This window comes from Rhodanobacter sp. B05 (genome assembly GCF_002001085.1).
Lineage (GTDB): Bacteria > Pseudomonadota > Gammaproteobacteria > Xanthomonadales > Rhodanobacteraceae > Rhodanobacter.
The window spans coordinates 95,901-114,878 of record NZ_MUNU01000006.1 but is presented as its reverse complement, the minus strand read 5'-3'; the positions used below and the strand labels follow the sequence as shown (position 1 = coordinate 114,878).

The window sequence follows — 18,978 nt, the reverse complement described above, 5'->3', positions numbered from 1 at the left end:
TTTCAGAAGGGCAGTTTCAGGGCGGGATTCACAGCCAGCAACTGTTGACGGAAGGCCTGCTGGATCCGCTTCAGCGCCGCCTCGTTGTCGGCCTCGAAGCGCAACACCAGCACCGGCGTGGTGTTGGACGCACGCACCAGACCCCAACCATCCGGCCAATCCACCCGCAAGCCGTCGATGGTGATCACCGAGGCGCCCTCGAAGCTGGCGCGCTCGCGCAACTGGTCCATGAACTTGTAATGCTCGCCCTCGGCCAGTTCGATCTTCAGCTCGGGCGTGGAGACGCTCTTCGGCAGCGTGGCGAAGATTTCCTCCGGGCTGCGTCCTTGCAGGTCGCCGCCGAGGATCTCCAGCAACCTGGCGGCGGCATAGATGCCGTCGTCGAAACCGTACCAGCGCTCCTTGAAGAAGAAGTGGCCACTCATCTCGCCGGCCAGTTCGGCGGAGGTCTCGCGCATCTTCGCCTTGATCAGCGAATGCCCGGTGCGCCACATCAGCGGACTGCCGCCGGCGTCGAGGATCTGCCCCTTCAGGTGGCTGGTGCATTTCACGTCGTAGATGACGGTGCCGCCGGGCTGGCGTGACAGCACGTCGCGCGCGAACAGCATCAGCAGGCGATCGGGATAGATGATCTCGCCGGACTTGGAGACCACGCCGAGGCGGTCGCCATCACCATCGAACGCGATGCCCAGATCCGCATCGGTCTGCCTCACCGCATGGATCAGATCCTCCAGGTTGGCTGGATCGGACGGGTCGGGATGATGATTCGGGAAACTGCCGTCGACATCGCAATACAGCGGCACCACCTCGCAACCGACGCCTTCGAGCACCTGCGGCGCGATGGCGCCGGGAATGCCGTTGCCGGCATCGACCACCACTTTCAGCGAACGCTCCGCCAGCACATCCGAGACGATTTTCTCGATGTAGTCCGGCGCCACGTCGACCTGACGCAGGCCACCGTGACCGTCGCTGCTCAGCGCGCCACTGGCGATGCGCTGGTACAGATCCTGGATCGCGCCCTCGGCCAGCGTTTCGCCCGCGACCACGATCTTGAAGCCGTTGTAGTCCGGGGGATTGTGGCTGCCGGTCACCGCCACGCCGCAACCGGTGTTGAAACGGTACGCGGCGAAGTACACCACCGGGGTGGGCACCGCACCCAGGTCGATCACGTCGACGCCGGCCTCGCGCAGGCCGTCGGCGAGTGCGCCGGCCAGTTCGGGACCGGACACACGACCGTCGCGGCCGACCACGATCTCGCGCAAGCCCTTCTCGCCCATCACGGTGCCGATCGCGCGCCCCAGCATCCGTGCGACGTTCTTATCCAGGGTCTTGCCTACGATTCCGCGCACGTCGTATGCCCGGAAAATGCTCGGGTCCACCTTCACGCCGACAGGTGCCGGTGCAGGAGCCGCTACCGGCGCGGTCACGGGAGCACGTGCAGGCGGCGGCGCAAGCGGAGCGGTGTCGACCGGGGAGTCCGGTTCATCGAGATCCGCCCGCGCAGGGTTCCGCCCGCGTTGGCGCAGCCACAACAGGTAGCCGGCACCGGCCAACCCGAACAGGCTCAGCAAGCCGCTCAACAGCCACGAATCCGGCAACACGATGAAGGCATCCGGCAGTCCCGCACCCACGCTGAATGCCGTGCCGGGTACCGGCGTGCCGGTGGCCGCGGTCTGTGCCGAGGCACTGCCGTTGGAGAACAACTGCACGCTGCCCGGATCGTCGCCCTGGCGCAGATCCAGACGGCCACTGCCCGGCGAAATGGCGTCGAAGCGCTGCTTGATGGGTGCGAACGGCAACTCGACCCACACCCAGGCCCTGGCCTGCTCGGGTGGTCCCATGGGAATCACCAGGCTCAGCCGGCGATCCCCGTTGCCGTAATAGACGCTTTGCGCCGGCGGCATCCCTTCGGCCGTCTGCGCGGCCATCAGCTGGGCCGCCTTGGCATAGCCGAACTCGCGGTAGTTGGCGCGCAGCACTTCCTTCAGGTCGCCGCTGTAGAGCTCCAGCTGCCGGGCGCCGGGCAATCGCAGGCGCAGCGCCGCGGCCGATTGCGCGGGATCGTTCATCACGGTCGCCGGATCGACCATGACCAGGGCCTTCTCGACCACGCTGCGCTGCCGCGCCACTTCGTCCGCCACGGCCTTCACCGCCTGCACCTGCGCCGCCTGCACGCGCTCGATGGCATGACCCTTGTCGGCAATCAACCAGGTTTGCCAGGCGCAGAACAGGCCCAGCAGCAGGAGCAGCGTGCAGCCGGCCAGCGGCAAGGTCGCCGACCAGTCGATCCGCAACTGCAGTCGTGGCTGCTTCTCTTTTTTGGATGCCATGTCCCGCCCCCGCGGCTGAACCTGCGAATCGACCCGATCCGCGCGGGCCCGAACCTGTTGCGTTGGAATACCCAATCCTATCGGATACCGGTGGAGCCGAAACCGCCGCTGCCGCGTTCACTTGGCGCAAACTCGCTGACGATGTCCAGTCGCGTCTGCGCCACCGGCACCAGCAGCAACTGGGCGATGCGGTCGCCGACCTCGATGGTGTACGACTGGCTGCCACGATTCCAGCACGAAATCATCAACGGGCCCTGGTAATCGGCATCGATCACGCCGACCAGGTTGCCCATCACCAGCCCGTGCTTGTGACCCAGGCCCGAGCGCGGCACGATCAGTGCGCACCAGCCGGGATCGCCGATATGGATCGCGATGCCGCTGGGAACCAGCGCGCTTTCGCCGGGCGCCAGGGTCAGCGGCTGCTCCAGCGCCGCGCGCAAATCCATGCCGGCGCTGCCGGCGGTGGCCGCCTGCGGCAGCGGGATGCTGGCGCCCAGGCGCGGGTCGAGGATCTTGAGCTGGATGCCGAGCCGAGGCTGATCGCTCATCGGCGCGTCGCCCGGTAGCGCGCGGCGACCTGGGCGACCAGCTGGCGTGCCAACTCGCTCTTGCCGGCGCGGGGCAGCGCCAGTTCGCCACCCGCCCAGTAAAGCGTCAATGCATTGTCGGCGGCCTCGAAACCGAGCCCTTCGCCCACCTGGTTCGCCGCGATCATGTCCAGTCCCTTGTTGCGCAGCTTGCCCTGCGCATAGCTGGCCACATCATGCGTCTCCGCGGCGAATCCGACCAGGAACGGATGCGCGGTTTGCGCCGACAGACTGGCAAGGATGTCCGGATTCTCGTCCAGTTGCAGCGACAGCGGGGTGCCGGCGCGCTTCTTCAGTTTCAGGGCGGACACTTCCGCCGGACGGTAGTCACCCACTGCCGCGGCGCCGATATAGATGTCCGCCTGTCCGGCAGCGGCAAGCACCGCCGCATGCATCTGCGCCGCGCTGCGCACATCGACGCGTTGGGCCACCCCAGGCGGCGTGGCCAGGCTCACCGGGCCGGCGACCAGGCTCACCGAGGCACCGGCGCGAGCGGCAGCCTCGGCCACCGCGAATCCCATCCGGCCGGAACTGCGGTTGCCGATGAAGCGCACCGGATCGATGTCTTCGTAGGTGGGACCGGCGCTGACCACCACCTTCAGCCCTGCCAGTGCGCCGCTATCGTCGGTAAACGAATCGCGCAGCGCGTCGCGCAACTGCAACGCTTCCAGCATGCGGCCGCTGCCGACGTCGCCGCAGGCCTGTTCGCCCGCCGCCGGGCCGAGCAGGTGCGCGCCGTGCCGCCGCAGCAGGTCGACATTCGCCTGCACCGCCGGATGCGCCCACATCTGTTGGTTCATTGCCGGCGCCAGGTACAGCGGTGCGGCGCTGGCCAGGCACAGCGTGGTCAGCAGGTCGTCGGCAAGGCCGTGTGCCAGCCGCGCCAGCAGGTCGGCGCTGGCTGGCGCGACGAGGATGCGTTCGGCCCAGCGCGCCAGTTCGATATGGCCCATCGCCGCTTCAGCCTGCGCATCCCACAGGCTCACCCGCACGGGCTGGCCGGAGAGCGCCTGGAAAGTGGTGGGACTGACGAAATGGGTGGCGCCTTCCGTCATCACCACGCGCACCTCGGCGCCCTGCTCGCGCAGGCGGCGAACCAGTTCGCAGCTCTTGTAGGCGGCGATGCCGCCGGACACTCCCAGCAGGATGCGGCGTTGGGCAAGACTCATGTAAGGCGGGCCTGACAGTCGGGCAGAGGCTTAGCTTACCGGATTCATTCCGCGCCACCGCTGCCCGCAGCTGGCCCGCTTCGCCACGCTGGAAGGCATGAGCATCCGCGACTGGCCCGAAGGCGAACGTCCCCGCGAAAAACTGCTGGCCCGGGGCAGCGGTGCGCTGTCGGACGCCGAGCTGCTGGCCGTGCTGTTGGGCAGCGGCAGCCGTGGCAAGGATGCGATTGCGTTGGGCCGCGAACTGCTTGCCAACGCCGGCGGGCTGGGCGCGCTGCTGGGCCGGCCCGAGCAGCAGATCCGTGCCGGCGGGCTGGGCCCGGCCAAGCGCGCGCGCATCGCTGCTGCGCTGGAGCTGGCGCGGCGCAGCCTGGCCGAGCAGCTCAAGGAGAAGCCCAGCCTGGGCAATCCCCGCGACAGCGGCGACTACCTGCGGGCGCGCCTGCGCCACCTGCCGTACGAGGTGTTCGGCTGCCTGTATCTGGACAACCGCCATCGCGTGCTGGCGTTCGAGGAGCTGTTCCGCGGCACCGTCGACGGCGCCAGCGTGCATCCGCGCGAGGTGGTGCGAGCCTGCCTGCAGCACAATGCCTGCGCGGTGATCTTCGCGCACAACCACCCTTCTGGCGTGGCCGAACCCAGCGCCGCCGACCGGGCGATCACCCACGAACTGCGCGACGCCCTGCAACTGGTCGGCGTGCGCGTGCTCGATCACCTGGTGATCGGCAGCGGCGAACCGGTATCCATGGCTTCACGCGGCCTGCTCTGAGTATCGACACGCCAGCCGGCAGGGACAAACGGCGTCCGTCTTCCCGAGGTCGGGAACCGAGCCATGCCGGCAGGCGGCCAGTGCCGCGACGCAACATGGTATGAAGAGCTGGCGGCCCCTCATGCCGCATGTAAAAGCCGCGGCCAAGTGGCCGGAACTTATGCACAAAGCAGCACTATCGACACTTGCCGGGTCGATCGCCTGTTTAACGCTAAGTTCGCGCATCAAATGATTGATATATAATGATAATTTCTTGCGAACTGCCTTGAGCTTCGCGCCGACGAGCACGATCCGACGGCCGCTGGTGATTTTCCCCACAGAGTTATCCACAAGACGGCTCGCCGCGGTGCACCAAGATCAGCGCCACCGCCACGGTCCTCCGGCCCCACCTCGGCCCACGTCGCCAACACAGCGTTGGCGCACGGCGGTCTGTTAGGATTGTGGGTTCCATCACGAAATCGACTCCACCCGTGAAAGTACAGCTGCGCGAACTGGTGCTGCAGGCCATCCATGCCCTGCAAAACGACGCCACCCTGCCGCCCGACGTGGCCATGCCCGGTTTCGTGATCGAGCGGGCGCGCAGCCGCGAGCATGGCGATTTCGCTTGCAACGTGGCGATGTTGCTGGCCAAACCGGCCCGTGCCAAGCCGCGCGAGCTGGCCGAAAAGCTGGTGGCGGCGCTGCCGGCCAATACACTCGTGGAGCGGGTCGAGATCGCCGGCCCCGGCTTCATCAACTTCTTCCTCGCCGCCGACGCTGGTCGCGCCGAAGTGCGCCGCATCCTGGAGCAGGGCGATACCTACGGCCGCAACACCCGCGGCGCCGGCAAGACCGTGGGCGTGGAGTTTGTCTCGGCCAACCCGACCGGACCGCTGCATGTCGGCCACGGGCGCAACGCCGTGATCGGCGATTGCCTGAGCCGGCTGTTCGACGCCAGCGGCTGGAACGTGAAGCGCGAGTTCTACTACAACGACGCAGGCGTGCAGATCGCCAACCTGGCGATCTCGGTGCAGGCGCGCGCGCGCGGGATCACCCCGGAGGACAGCAACTGGCCGGAGGCCGGCTACCGCGGCGACTACATCGCCGACGTGGCACGCGCCTACCTCGACCGCGCGTCGGTGGTCGCCGACGGCGAAACCGTGGTCGGCACCGGCGATGTCGACGATCTCGACGCGATCCGCCATTTCGCCGTGGCCAGCCTGCGCCACGAGCAGGACCTCGACCTGCAGGCGTTCGGCGTCGGCTTCGACACCTATTTCCTGGAGTCCTCGCTGTACACCGACGGCAAGGTCGAGGAAACCGTGCGCGAGCTGGTCGCCCACGGCCACACCTACGAGGAAGGCGGCGCGCTGTGGCTGCGTACCACCGATTTCGGTGACGACAAGGACCGCGTGATGCGCAAGTCCGACGGCACCTATACCTATTTCGTGCCCGACGTCGCCTATCACCTCAGCAAGTGGCAGCGCGGCTACCAGAGCGCGGTGACCGTGCTGGGCTCGGATCACCACGGCTCGCTGGCGCGGGTGAAGGCCGGCCTGCAGGCGCTCGACTGCGGCATTCCCCAGGGCTGGCCGGACTACATGCTGTACCAGATGGTGACCGTGATGCGTGGCGGCGAGGAAGTGAAGATCTCCAAGCGCGCCGGCAGCTACGTCACCCTGCGCGACCTGATCGACGAAGTCGGCCGTGACGCCACGCGCTACTTCCTGATCGCGCGCAAGAGCGACTCGCAGCTGGTGTTCGATGTCGACCTGGCCCGTTCGCAGTCGAACGACAACCCGGTCTACTACATCCAGTACGCGCACGCCCGCGTGTGCAGCGTGCTGCGCCAGGCGCCGGAGAAGGGCTTCACGTTCGATCTCGCCGATGGCCTGGCCCATCTCGACCGGCTGGACAACGAGCACGAACAGAACCTGCTCACCGAACTGTCGAAGTATCCCGAACAAGTCGAGGCGGCGACGGCCAGCCTGGAGCCGCATCTGATCGCCAACTGGCTGCGCGAACTGGCCAACGCGTTTCATACCTACTACAACTCGCACCAGTTCCTGGTCGAGGATGCCGCGCTGCGCAACGCGCGGCTGGCGCTGGTGGTGGCAACGCGGCAAGTGTTGAAGAATGGGCTGGATTTGCTGGGCCTGAGCGCCCCGGAGAAGATGTGATGGCAGCACGCAAGGGCAAGGGCCGGCAGGCGGTACGCAACGGCGGCAACGGCTTCCCGGGCTGGGGCTATGCGGTGATCGGCTTGCTGATCGGCGCCATCCTGATGGCGCTGGTGCTGCGTGGCAGCCTGTTCACCAGCCTGCGCAAGCCGGCCGGACCGCAAGCCAACCCGCAGGCCACCGCCCAGCGCGGCAGCGAGCCGGGCGTGCTTGAACCGGCGGCCAGCGACAGCGCTCCGAAGAAGCCGCAATACGATTTCTATTCGGTGCTGTCGGAAAAGGAAGTGCGCATCCCGGATGCCGAAATAAGCGCACAGGCCAAGGCCGAGCAGCAGCAGACCGCCGCCCCGGCACAAGCACAGCCAGCACCAGCACCCGCAAGTGCGCCCGGCGTGGCCGTGCAGAACGTCACCGCGGCACCGGCCGAGTCGATGGCGCCAGCCTCCGGCGGCAGCGGCTACCTGCTGCAGGTCGGCGCGTTCCCCAATGCCTCGGCGGCCGAAACGCAGAAGGCGAAACTGGCCATGCAGGGCTTCGTTGCGAATGTGCAAACGGTGGATGTCGGCGGCCAGACCTATCATCGCGTTCGGCTCGGCCCGTTCCGCTCGGCGACCGAGTTGGAAGCGACCAAGCAGAAGCTGGCCGCCGCCGGTATCCCGGCCATCGCCCTCAAGGAAGGGAAGTAACGGCATGAGCGGCAAGACCGTCTGGATCACCGGCGCCACCGCCGGGTTCGGCGCCGCCAGCGTGGAGCGCTTCGTGGCCGGCGGTTGGCGGGTGATCGCCAGCGGCCGGCGTGCCCAGCGGTTGCAGCAGCTCGTGGACAGGCATGGTGGCGGACGCGTGCATGCGACTGCCTTCGACATGCGCGATGAGGCGGCCATGCGCGCGGCACACGCCTCGCTGCCGGCGGACTTCGCCGGTATCGACCTGCTGGTCAACAACGCCGGCCTGGCGCTGGGCACCGCGCCGGCGCAGCAGGCGGATCTGGCACAGTGGAAGCAGATGATCGACGTCAACGTGACCGCGTTGGTATCGCTGACCCATCTGCTGCTGCCACAACTGATCGAGCGCCGCGGCGCGATCGTCAACATCAGCTCGATCTCGGGCAGCTACGCCTACCGTGGCGGCAACGTGTACGGCGGCACCAAGGCGTTCGTCACCCAGTTCTCGCAGAACCTGCGCACCGACCTGCACGGCAGCGGCGTACGGGTGAGCTCGATTGAGCCGGGCATGGCCGAGACCGAGTTCACCGTGGTGCGCACCGGCGGCGACCAGGCCGCCTCGGACAAGCTCTACGCCGGCGCCCATCCGATCACCGCCGGCGACATCGCCGACACGATCTGGTGGATCGCCAACCTGCCGCCGCACCTGAACATCAACCGCGTGGAAGTGATGCCGGTCAGCCAGTCGGCGGCCGGGCTGCAGGTGGCGCGGGACGGCTGAGCCGCTCAGCCGGCATCGGCGCGATGCACGTCGTGCGTCACGAAGGGATGTTCGGGGTCGGGGGCGGCCAACCAGTGCGGATGCGCCAGCGTGTGGCGCATGTCGTCGAGTCCGCTGCGCCAGTGGCCGTGCATGCTGGCGGCACTGAACTCGTAGTCCTTGAAATGGTCCTCGTGCGGCCGGTCCCGATAGATCAGGTGGATCACGTTGGTCAGTGCCTCGGCCGCGCGCGCCTCGGCATGGCGGTAGACCGGATCGTTGCGCCGGTCCGCCGGCACCAGTGCCATCACGTCGTGCAGCAGGCGGCGTTGCTCCTGCGTGCGGCGCATGAATTCGGTGACCAGCCGGGTGCGGCTGGAATACTGGATCGCCTTGCTGCGCTCGGCCACCCCGGCGAGGTCATGCGGCAATGGGCCGTGGGCACTCCACAGATCGACCTGGAACACCAGCGCGTCGCAACCGGGACGTTCGCTCAGCACTTCGTACAGCGGTGTATTGGAAACCATGCCGCCGTCCCAGTAGAACTCGCCATCGATCTCCACCGCGGGAAACCCCGGCGGCAGCGCGCCGGAGGCCATGAAGTGCTCGGGCCGCAGGCGCTGCCGGCGATTGTCGAAATACGCGAAGTTGCCGCTGCGCACGTTCACCGCGCCCACCGCCACCCGCATCGCACGCGGATCGTTGAGGCGGTCGAAATCAACCAGCCGCTCCAGCGTGGTGCGCAACGGCGCAGTGTCGTACCAGCTCACGCTGCCGGGCGTGGCATGCGCGCCCATGAACGGCGGCGGCTGGCGCGGACGGAAGAAGCCGGCCTGGCCCTCGATCATCGCGCGCCAGGCGGCCAGGCCGCTGAGCCCGTTGAGCCAGGCCGTGGGCCACGCCACGGCGTCGAACCATGGCAGTGTCGGCGTGCCCGGCCACAGCGGCGAGCGGCAGATCGTCTCCCAGAATTCGCGCAATCGTTCCACCCGCCGCTCGGGTGCATTGCCGGCGATGATCGCCGCGTTCAGCGCACCGATCGAGATGCCGGCCAGCCGGGTCGGCTGCAGGCCGGCTTCGTCCAGCGCCTCGAACACGCCGGCCTGATACGCACCGAGCGCGCCGCCGCCCTGCAATACCAGGGCGACGGTGCGGTAATCGCGGGCCACCGCCGTGGCCAGTGCCGTCGCCGGAGCAGGCTCCGCCGCCATCACTGCATGTACCAGCCGTGGCTGACCACGATCGACTGACCGGTCAGCGCAGCGGACGGGAAGGTGGCCAGATACAACGCGGTCTGCGCGATGTCCTCGACCGTGGTGAAGGTGGCGTCGACGGTGTCCTTCAGCATCACGTTCCTGATCACGTCCGCTTCGCTGATGCCCAGCTCCTTCGCCTGCTCGGGAATTTGCCGTTCGACCAGTGGCGTGCGCACGAAGCCTGGACAGATCACGTGCGAGCGCACGTTGTGCGGCGCACCCTCCTTGGCCAGCGTGCGGGCGAGGCCGAGCAGGCCGTGCTTGGCAGTAACGTAGGCCGACTTCAGCTTCGAAGCCTCGTGCGAATGCACCGAGCCCATGTAGATCACGATGCCGCCGCGGTCGCCCTGGTACATGTGCTGCAATGCGGCCTTGGTGGTGAGGAAGCCGCCGTCGAGATGGATCGCCAGCATCTTCTTCCAGTCGGCGAACGCGAACTGCTCGATCGGGTTGATGATCTGCACGCCGGCATTGGAGATCAGGATGTCCAGCGCACCGAACGCAGCGACCACCTTGTCGGTGCCGGCGTTGACGGCGTCCTCGCTGGTGACGTCCATCGCGATGCCGATCGCCTTGCCACCGACCGCGTTGATCGCCGCCGCCGTCGCATCGGCCGCCTGCTGGTTGATATCGGCGATCGCCACGCTAGCGCCGTGCTTCGCATACAGCTCGGCAATCGCCTTGCCGAGGCCGCTGGCCGCACCGGTGATCAGGGCGACCTTGCCGTTGAGACTTGTCATGAGCTGCTCCTTCACGAATTCAGAGGATCGGGGTTTCCTTCTCCCTGCGGGAGAAGGTGGCGCGAAGCGACGGATGAGGGTGCGTGGCCGAGGCAAAGCTTGCGCTCCGGCCGTACCCTCACCCCCACCCCTCTCCCAAAGGGAGAGGGGCTTTCCATCAATGCGACTCTTCGGCGAGGTAGGTGTACGCGGTGAGGCCGCCGTCGAGCGCGTCGTACAACTGCCCGGCCTCGTCGCCGCTCACGCCGGCACTGGCGATGCGTTCGCGATAGCTCGTCCGCAACACCTCCAGGTCGTAGCCCACGTAATCGAGCATCAGGTCGGTGGTGTCGCCGTAGCGCTTGTGGGCGAACACGTAGCCGTCGCCATCCACGCGCACGTTCACCGCATCGGTATCGCCGAACAGGTTGTGGATGTCGCCCAGCGTCTCCTGATACGCGCCGACCATGAAGATGCCGAGCCGGTAGCTCTCGCCTTCCTTCAGCGCGTGCAGCGGCAGGCTCACGTCGACACCCTCGGCATCGACGTAGTGATCGATGCGGCCGTCCGAATCGCAGGTGAGGTCGACGATCACGCCGCGCCGGGTCGGCTCCTCGTCGAGCCGGGCGATCGGCGTGATCGGGAAGATCTGCTTGATCGCCCAGATGTCCGGCACCGACTCGAACACCGAGAAATTGACGAAATACTTGTCGACCAGCTTCTCGTCCAGCTCGTCCAACGCCGGCCGGTGCGAGCGCTCGGCTGGCAACAGGCGCGCACGCACCGCGTTGGCGATCGCGTAGTACATCTCGTCCAGCCGCGCGCGATCGGCCAGCGCGAGCTGGCCCAGCGCGTACAGCGTCTGGCCTTCCTGCAGGTGGTGCTGGGCTTCGTGGAACAGTTCGAGGGCAGGGCGACGATCCAGTTCTTCCCAGGTTTCGCGCAGTCGGCGCAGCACGGCGGGCTCGTCCGCGCGCGACGGCGGTATCGCACCGGCCGGCACCGGCTCCACCTCGGTCACATTGACCACCATCACCGCGTGATGCGCGGTCATCGCGCGACCGGCCTCGGTGAGGATATGCGGTGCGGGCAGGCCTTCGGCCTCCACCGCCTCGGCCAGCGACTGCACGATCGTGGCGGCGTACTGCTCGATCGAGTAGTTGATCGAGTTGTGGCTGCGCGAACGGGTGCCTTCGTAGTCCACGCCGAGACCGCCGCCGACGTCGACGATCTCCAGCGGCACGCCCATCCGCTTCAGCTCGACGAAATAACGCGTCGCCTCGCGCATGCCGTTGGCGATGTCGCGCACGTTGGAGATCTGCGAGCCCATGTGGAAGTGCTGCAGCTTCAGCGTGTGCTTGAGCCCGGCCTTATCGAGCCGCTCGATCAGGGTCAGCACCTGGTTCGGCGACAGCCCGAACTTGCCCTTGTCGCCACCGGTGTTCTGCCATTTGCCGGCACCGATCGAGGCGAGCCGCACGCGCACGCCGAGCAGCGGTTCGATACCAAGCGCCTTCGCTTCGGTGAAAACATGGTCAAGCTCGGACAGCTTCTCGATCACGATGTGCACGCGCAGGCCGAGCTTCAGCCCGATCAATGCCAGGCGGATGTACTCGCGATCCTTGTAACCATTGCAGATCACGATGGAGCCGGGCCGCGCCATCGCCAGCACCGCCATCAGTTCGGGTTTCGAGCCCGCTTCCAGGCCGAAGCCATGCGTGCCTGCGGCGACCAGTTCGCCGGCCACGCCACGCTGCTGGTTCACCTTGATCGGATAGATGGCCGTATAGCCGCCTGCGTAGTTCCATTCGCCGATCGCCCTGGCGAACGCGCCCTGCAACCGCGCGAGGCGATCGGCCAGGATGTCCGGGAAGCGCACCAGCAGCGGCAGCCGCAGTCCTTCGCCGCGAGCGCGTTCGACAATGCCCGGCAGCGACAGGGCCGGACCGCTGGCGCCGCGCGGGCGCATCACGATCTCGCCGGCCGCGTTCACGTCCACGTAGCCGTCGCCCCAGTGCGGCACGGCGTAGGTGTGGCGGGCGGAGTCGGTGTTCCAGAGATTCGACATCAACGTAACTCCATTGTGTAAACGGATGATGTCGTCGCAGCGGCGAGCCTTGACGGTGTTGCTTGACGAAGGAGCACGAGTCCGCGCGACCGGAAGCCTCGCACGCCGCGGGGTCGATCGGACTTGTCGGCGGTTCGACGCGCTGCGCCGGCCCTGCCAGAACGCCATTGTAATGGGCGCCTGTGACGATATGCGCATGGGCCGCCGACGCGCGCTCTCGGGACGTTCACCCCGGTTATCGCTACAATTGGCAGTCTTTGTCCTTCCATCCGGTTCGTCAGGAACACCCGCCATGTCGCAGCAACCCACGTCGAACGAAGCCAGCTGGTTCACCGAAGCCCACCAGGCCTCCGGCTCCTCCATCGGTTTCCGCACCGAGCAGTTGCTGCACTCGGAGAAGACCCCGTTCCAGACCATCGAGATCCACAAGACCACCGACTGGGGCAACCTGATGGTGATCGATGGCTGCGTGATGCTGACCACGCGTGACAATTTCTTCTACCACGAGATGATGACCCACCCGGCACTGTTCACCCATGCGCGCGCCAAGCGCGTGGTGATCATCGGTGGCGGCGACTGCGGCACGCTGCGCGAGGTGCTCCGGCATGAGGAAGTCGAGCACGCCGTGCAGGTGGAGATCGACGAGCGCGTGACGCGCCTGGCCGAGGAATATTTCCCCGAGCTGTGCGAGTCCAACAACGACCCGCGCGCCGAACTGCTGTTCATCGACGGCATCAAGTACATGGCCGAGGCCGAGCCCGACTCGCTGGACCTGGTGATCGTCGACTCGACCGATCCGGTCGGCCCCGCCGAAGGCCTGTTCAACGCCGCGTTCTACGCCAGCTGCTACAAGGCACTGCGCCACGGCGGCCTGCTGGTGCAGCAGAGCGAGTCGCCGCTGGCCCATCTGGACCTGATCAAGTCGATGCGTTCGGCGATGCGCACCACCGGCTTCGCGGCAGTGAAGACGCTGCCGTTCCCGCAGCCGTGCTACCCCACCGGCTGGTGGAGCTGCACGATGGCACGCAAGGGCGGCGACCTGTCCGGCTTCCGCGAGCGCGGCGCTTCAGCCAAGAACTTTCCGACCCGCTATTACAACGCCGACATCCACAAGGCCGCGCTGGCGCAGCCGGAATTCATGCGCGAAGCGCTGGGCGAATAAGCCGGGATTTGATATACGGGATTCGTCAAAGGCGCGGCTCGTGGCTCTTTCGAATCCCGGCCCTCAAAACATCTTCGAGCGCACCTTCGGCAACAGCACCAGCAGCAAGGTGGCCAGCGGTCCGAGCACCAGCGACAGCAGGAACCACAGCAGGCCGCTGCGGTTCTTGCCCTGTGCCAGCGCCGCATTGATCAGCGCCAGCGTGCCCCAGCCGGCAAACCAGGGGGCACCATTGGCCCACATCGAGAAATGATTCACCAGCCTCTCCCGTGTGATGAGGGGCATCGTCCTGCGCCCAAACCATCATCCTAGCAAGGCTCGCCACGAATGCCATATAGCGCGACCCGCCAATCAGGCGCGCTTAATCCTGGAAGGATATGCTGGCGCTTTGCTCGCCAAGGATGTTCCCGATGCGTGGAGTGCGTTGTCTCGCCCTGAGTTTTGCCTGGTTCGTGCTCGCCACGCCCGCGTGGGCGGGCAAGGTCCCGACCGGTCAGCCGGTTCACACCACACCGAGCAAGGCCGCCAAGGCACGCGATGCGGCGCAACTGGCCTTCCAGCGCGACCTCGTCAGCGTGCTGGCACCGCGCGCCGATGCCATGCCGCTGCTTGGCGCGGCCCTGCTGGCACGGCCGCTGTTCAACCAGCCGCCGAGCAACAGCTTCCACGCCTTGATCGAACGTGCGGCGCAAGCCGAGGGCAACGGTCCGGCGGTCAGCTGGGTGCGCCTGGCCGATTGCGACGCCAAGGCGGATGCCTGCCCGAACCCCGACGCGCTGGCTGCGCTGTTGAAGCAGGCCCCGGACAACGCAGCGGTGTGGCTGGTCAAACTCGGCGTGGATGCGCGCGACCGGAAGGAAGATGCCGCGCGCGAGGATCTCCACAACGCCGCCACCGCCAAGATCTATGACGACTACGCCGGTACCAGCCTGAAGGCGCTGGCCGATTCGGTGGGCGTGCTGCCGCCGCCGGCCGACACCTTCGACCCCACCCATGCCGCCGGCGCCGTCGGCATGCAGACGGTGCTGATCTTCGGTCTCGCCAGCACGCAACCGCAGCCGAGCATGCAACTGGTGGCCAAACTGTGCGAAAACGCTGGCAAGGACGACTCGATCAAGGCCGACTGCCTGAGCCTGGGCAAGCTGCTCGAATGGGGCTCCAGCCCGCTGGCCCGCTCGTTGGGCCTGCACCTGCGCGAAGTGCTGAGCGACGATCCGGCCGGGCAACAGGAGGCGAAAGACGCCCGCCGCACCCTGATCTGGCAGGTGCAGAACTTCAACCAGTTGCTGGCCCGCATCCAGAACGACTCCGCCCTGGCCCGGCACCTGCTGTCGCTGGCCCGCAACGGCGGCACCGAAATGAGCCTGCAACTGGCGGCGCTGCGCGACGACAACATCGCCGTCGATCCACCCGTCGACTGGCAGCCACGCAAGGCCGAGTAGCCTGACAGCCGGAAATGGGGAATAGGGAATGGTCAAGAGCGGGCATTCCAGGACGGCGCGGGGAATCAGCTTTTCCGATTTCCCATTTCCCATTCCCGGCTCTTCGCCCATTCCCCTTTCGCGCCGCCCCCGCTAGGCTTGGGTCACCTTCCGTGGCAGGGACGATCCGATGCTTACGACGCTGGTGGCAAGCAGCAAGGGTGGTTGTGGCAAGAGCACGCTGGTGACGCAACTGGCGTCGCACTGGGCCCAGGCGGGCCAGCACACGGCAATCGTCGATGCCGACCGGCAGGGTTCCAGCTTCCGCTGGGCCGCACTGCGGCCGGACAACGTGCCCGGCGTGCTGGCCTTCGAAGGGGGTCGTCGATCGCTGCAGAAACTGCCGCCGGACACCGGCCAGGTGCTGATCGACACCGCCGCCGGCTCGCGCGAGCGCGACCTGGAACCCTACCTCGACCAGGCCAACGTGCTGCTGGTACCGGTGCTGCCTTCCTCGTTCGACCTGCATGCCACGCTGGCCTTCGCCGACGAGCTGCGCTCGATCAACCGCATCCATCGCGGCAAGCTGCCGGTGGCGCTGGTGGCCAACCGGCTCAAGCCATGGACCCACGCCAGCCAGGACGCACTCACCCAGCTCGCCGAGCAGTCACCGTTCCCGATCGTGGCCGAGCTGCGTGACAGCCAGGCGTATGTCCTGCTCGCCTCGCTCGGCAAAGGCATCTTCGATTACCACTCCGAACAGGTGCGCAGCCATCAGCAGGACTGGAAACCCTTGCTGCGCTGGATCAAGCGCCACGCGTGACCCGCACGGCCTGCTGCCGCCAACGCATGCGCCGCACCATCCACCAGCCGGAGTCCACCATGCACGAACTGATCCTGTTGCGGCACGCCGAAGCGGTGCCCATAGAACCCCACGACGGCGACCGGCAACGCGCCTTGAGCCCGCGTGGCGAGCAGGAGGCGCAGGCAGCCGGGTTGTGGCTGGCCACGCACGGCCTCCGGCCCGAGCGCGTACTCAGTTCGCCGACGCGCCGCACCGACGAAACCACGCGGCTGGCGCTGGCCGCGATCGACAATGCCCCGGTGCCGCAACTGGTCGAGGAAATCTACGACGCCACGCCCGGTGAACTGCTGGTCCTGCTCGACCAGCATGCCGATGCCGGCACGGTGATGCTGGTCGGTCACAATCCCGGCATCGAGCGCCTGGTCGCGCTGCTGGTCGAGGGCCGCTCGGACGAATTCCGCGGCATGCCGCCCGGCGGCATGGCCGTGCTGCATCTGGATGGCGCGCTGGAGCCCGGCAATGCCCGACTGGATGCGTTCTGGTCGCCGTGAGGCGATAGTTACCGCCTGCCTGCTGGCCGGTCTGGCGCTCACCACACCGGCCGCACGATCCGCCGACTACCGTATCGCTGCTGACCATTCCCACGCGGATTTCACCGTGCGCCTGCTCTGGCTGCACACGATCAACGGGCGCTTCACGCAGATCGCCGGCCAGTTGCGAACTGACCCGCGCGGCTTGGCGACCGTCGATGCGCGCATCGCCGTGAACAGTGTCGTGACCGATTCCGCGCGTTTCCGCCGCTGGATGCTGGCGCCGGAATTCTTCGATGCCACGCACTATCGGACCATCCATTTTGTGTCCGCCCCGGTCGCGCTGAGCGTGCTGAGCAGCGGCGGCACGCTGGATGGCCAGCTCAGCATGCGGGGGGTAACCCGTCCGATCCGCTTCGAATTGATGCCCTCCGCCTGCGGTGCAATCGCGGCAGGTGGCTGCGTGATCGAGGCACATGGCACGCTGGCGCGTGGCGAGTTCGGCATGAACAGCCACCGCACCGTGCTTTCCGACCAGGTACAGCTGGGTCTGCGGATCACGTTCAACCCTGCGGCGGGATGAGCCTGTCCCCGTATCATGGGCACATGACTCAGCCGTACCGGACCGCCCTGTTCAGCCTGCTCGCCGCAGTCCTGCTGCTGCAAGGCTGCACGCTGTCACGCGCGCAGATCCGCCGTGCCGATGCGGTGGTGGCAGCCACCACCGATCGCCAGCTTTCGTGCCACCAGGCCGACCACTGCGCGGTGCCGTCGCCCTTGCTCGAAGCGGCCGACCAGGCGCTGGCCGAATCCACGCCGGAACATCCGGTGCACGTGGTCACCCTGCTCGGCGACAGCGAACCGGCGCTGGCCGCGCGCGTCAACCTGATCCGCGCCGCACGCGAGACGATCGACGTGCAGACCTACATCTGGGACCAGGACGACGTCGGGCAACTGGTGTTGAACGAACTGGTGCAGGCGGCGCGACGCGGCGTGCAGGTGCGCATCCTGGCCGACCAGCTGTTTTCCTTCGACAGCCCGGACGTGCTCGACGAACTGGCGCACGCCAGCCCCAACCTCAAGGTGCGGCTGTACAACCCCACCTTCCACAAGGCACACACGCCGCCGCTGGATTTCGCCGCCGGCATCCTGTGCTGCTTCATGCAATTCAACCAGCGCATGCACAACAAGTTGCTGCTGGTGGACGACAGCATCGGCATCACCGGCGGGCGCAACTACCAGGACCGCTATTTCAACTGGGACGACACGTTCGACTACGTCGACCGCGACGTGATGATCGGCGGCCCCGCCGCGAAACAGATGGCGGCCAGTTTCGCGCTGTTCTGGCAGCACAAGCGCGCGGTGCCGCTGACCCACCTGCGCGACGTCAACCAGCGCATCCTGTCCGACCGCGCCGTTCCCGCGTGGCCGACGCCGCACTATCGCCGGCCCCTGCGCGTGGCGCAACTGCTGCAGTCCGCCGAGGATCCGGCCTGGCTGCATGCATGGCTGGTGGCGCCGACCCTGCATGTGGGCAAGGTCGAATACTTCAGCGACCTGCCGGCCAAGACCGACAAGCCGGACAAGAAGCTGGCGCTGGATTTCACCCGCCACATCATGCGCCTGGTGCAGGGCGCGAAGCGCGAGGTGTTGTTGCAGACGCCCTACCTGGTGATGAGCCGACGCGCCCAGCACATCTTCCGCGTGCTGCACCGGGGTGACGATCCGCCGCGGATCATCGTCTCCACCAACTCGCTGGCCTCGACCGATGCGTTCGCGGTGTATGCGATGTCCTACAAGCACCGCAAACGCTACCTGACCAAGTTCGGCTTCGAGATCCACGAGCTCAAGCCGCACGCCCCCGGGCCAGCCGTGGATTACGAACTGGCCAATCTCGATGCGGACCAGGCGACCCCGCCGCTGGCGACCTCCAGCCCGGCCAATGCCTCGCGCGCGCGCCTGCACCTGCTCGGGCACAGTCGTGCCAGCAACCGGCCCGCACCGTTGTTGACCGAGGGTCGCCGCTTCGGCCTGCATGCCAAGTCGATCGTCGTCGACGACGATTTAGGCATGGTCGGTTCGCACAATTTCGACCCGCGTTCGGACCACTACAACACCGAGTCCGGGGTGATCGTCTACGACCACGCCTTCGCCGACCAGTTGCGCACCACCATCCTGCGCGACATCGAACCGCAGAACGCGTGGGTGATCGGGCCGCGCCAGGCGGTGGTGCCGGTGCTCACCGACATCAACCAGGCGATCGGCACCGTCTCGGAGAATTTGCCGCTGTTCGACCTGTGGCCTTTCCGCTACGCCACCAGCTATGACCTGAAGCCGGGCTGCCAGCCGATGCGCATCACCAACCCCCACTTCCACGACTGCTATACCCCGGTCGGCGACTTCCCCGACGTCGACCTGTCGCCGAAGCTGATCATCACGCGACTGGTCACCGCTTTCGGGGTCGGGGCGAAGGGCATCCTCTGAGATGCGTATCCCGGGAATCAGGTGAACATCTCCTGCCGTGCTCACTGCATCCGCAGCGACCACCATGCCGCCGTTCCAGCGAAAACGGGAACGA

17 protein-coding genes are annotated in these 18,978 nt (G+C 67.0%); 10 read left to right on the top strand and 7 right to left on the bottom strand.

Going from position 1 to position 18,978, the window contains the following annotated elements; genetic code table 11:
- Positions 1-2: 2 nt before the first annotated feature.
- The 3 genes from B0E47_RS17175 to coaBC all read right to left on the bottom strand — a co-directional run bounded on the left by B0E47_RS17175 (position 3) and on the right by coaBC (position 4,086).
- Positions 3-2,330 (bottom strand): phosphomannomutase/phosphoglucomutase, encoded by a 2,328-nt coding sequence (locus tag B0E47_RS17175; protein WP_077511949.1) that lies wholly within the window; start codon positions 2,328-2,330, stop codon positions 3-5.
- Positions 2,331-2,407: 77 nt separating this feature from the next.
- Positions 2,408-2,878, bottom strand: coding sequence for a dUTP diphosphatase (gene dut / locus B0E47_RS01935; protein WP_077511947.1), 471 nt, complete (start codon positions 2,876-2,878; stop codon positions 2,408-2,410).
- Positions 2,875-4,086 carry a bifunctional phosphopantothenoylcysteine decarboxylase/phosphopantothenate--cysteine ligase CoaBC gene (gene coaBC / locus B0E47_RS01930; protein WP_077511945.1) on the bottom strand — a complete coding sequence of 404 codons (1,212 nt, stop codon included), beginning with the start codon at positions 4,084-4,086 and terminating at the stop codon, positions 2,875-2,877. Before coaBC ends, dut begins: the two co-directional genes overlap by 4 nt.
- A gap of 97 nt (positions 4,087-4,183) precedes the next feature.
- Between coaBC and radC the strand changes: the two genes are divergently transcribed.
- From radC to B0E47_RS01910, 4 genes are all read left to right on the top strand, one after another.
- Positions 4,184-4,855 carry a DNA repair protein RadC gene (gene radC, locus B0E47_RS01925; protein WP_077511943.1) on the top strand — a complete coding sequence of 224 codons (672 nt, stop codon included), beginning with the start codon at positions 4,184-4,186 and terminating at the stop codon, positions 4,853-4,855.
- A 470-nt stretch (positions 4,856-5,325) separates the two neighbouring features.
- Complete coding sequence (argS, locus tag B0E47_RS01920; RefSeq protein WP_077511941.1) at positions 5,326-7,014, top strand: arginine--tRNA ligase; 1,689 nt, start codon at positions 5,326-5,328, stop codon at positions 7,012-7,014.
- Entirely contained in the window at positions 7,014-7,700 is a 687-nt protein-coding gene (locus tag B0E47_RS01915) for an SPOR domain-containing protein (RefSeq protein WP_077511939.1), read from the top strand. Before argS ends, B0E47_RS01915 begins: the two co-directional genes overlap by 1 nt.
- A 4-nt stretch (positions 7,701-7,704) precedes the next feature.
- Positions 7,705-8,460 carry an SDR family NAD(P)-dependent oxidoreductase gene (locus B0E47_RS01910; protein ID WP_077511937.1) on the top strand — a complete coding sequence of 252 codons (756 nt, stop codon included), beginning with the start codon at positions 7,705-7,707 and terminating at the stop codon, positions 8,458-8,460.
- Between the two features lie 5 nt (positions 8,461-8,465).
- On the opposite strand, the gene B0E47_RS01905 is transcribed toward B0E47_RS01910, so the two are convergent.
- The 3 genes from B0E47_RS01905 to speA all read right to left on the bottom strand — a co-directional run bounded on the left by B0E47_RS01905 (position 8,466) and on the right by speA (position 12,482).
- On the bottom strand, positions 8,466-9,650 hold the full coding sequence (locus tag B0E47_RS01905) for a patatin-like phospholipase family protein (RefSeq protein ID WP_077511935.1): 1,185 nt from the start codon (positions 9,648-9,650) through the stop codon (positions 8,466-8,468).
- Positions 9,650-10,435 carry a 3-hydroxybutyrate dehydrogenase gene (locus B0E47_RS01900; protein ID WP_077511933.1) on the bottom strand — a complete coding sequence of 262 codons (786 nt, stop codon included), beginning with the start codon at positions 10,433-10,435 and terminating at the stop codon, positions 9,650-9,652. The genes B0E47_RS01905 and B0E47_RS01900 overlap by 1 nt, the downstream gene beginning before the upstream one ends.
- 157 nt (positions 10,436-10,592) lie before the next feature.
- Complete coding sequence (gene speA, locus B0E47_RS01895) at positions 10,593-12,482, bottom strand: arginine decarboxylase (RefSeq protein WP_077511931.1); 1,890 nt, start codon at positions 12,480-12,482, stop codon at positions 10,593-10,595.
- 292 nt (positions 12,483-12,774) lie between these two features.
- On the opposite strand from speA, the gene speE reads away from it, so the two are divergent.
- Positions 12,775-13,644, top strand: coding sequence for a polyamine aminopropyltransferase (gene speE, locus B0E47_RS01890; RefSeq protein ID WP_077511929.1), 870 nt, complete (start codon positions 12,775-12,777; stop codon positions 13,642-13,644).
- A 63-nt stretch (positions 13,645-13,707) separates the two neighbouring features.
- Here the strand turns inward: speE and B0E47_RS01885 are convergent, their stop codons facing one another.
- Positions 13,708-13,902, bottom strand: a complete 195-nt coding sequence (locus B0E47_RS01885; RefSeq protein WP_077511927.1) for an antitermination protein NusB — start codon at positions 13,900-13,902, stop codon at positions 13,708-13,710.
- Positions 13,903-14,054: 152 nt separating this feature from the next.
- Here B0E47_RS01885 and B0E47_RS01880 point away from each other — a divergent pair, with 152 nt between their 5' ends.
- From B0E47_RS01880 to B0E47_RS01860, 5 genes are all read left to right on the top strand, one after another.
- Positions 14,055-15,086, top strand: coding sequence for a hypothetical protein (locus B0E47_RS01880; protein WP_077511993.1), 1,032 nt, complete (start codon positions 14,055-14,057; stop codon positions 15,084-15,086).
- Positions 15,087-15,255: 169 nt separating this feature from the next.
- Positions 15,256-15,888: a ParA family protein gene (locus B0E47_RS01875; protein ID WP_077511925.1), complete on the top strand. Its 633-nt coding sequence runs from the start codon at positions 15,256-15,258 to the stop codon at positions 15,886-15,888.
- 59 nt (positions 15,889-15,947) lie between these two features.
- Positions 15,948-16,421, top strand: a complete 474-nt coding sequence (locus tag B0E47_RS01870) for a histidine phosphatase family protein (protein WP_077511991.1) — start codon at positions 15,948-15,950, stop codon at positions 16,419-16,421.
- Entirely contained in the window at positions 16,390-16,983 is a 594-nt protein-coding gene (locus tag B0E47_RS01865) for a YceI family protein (protein ID WP_254422763.1), read from the top strand. The genes B0E47_RS01870 and B0E47_RS01865 overlap by 32 nt, the downstream gene beginning before the upstream one ends.
- Positions 16,984-17,006: 23 nt before the next feature.
- Positions 17,007-18,884 (top strand): phospholipase D family protein, encoded by a 1,878-nt coding sequence (locus tag B0E47_RS01860; protein WP_077511923.1) that lies wholly within the window; start codon positions 17,007-17,009, stop codon positions 18,882-18,884.
- Positions 18,885-18,978 lie beyond the last annotated feature (94 nt).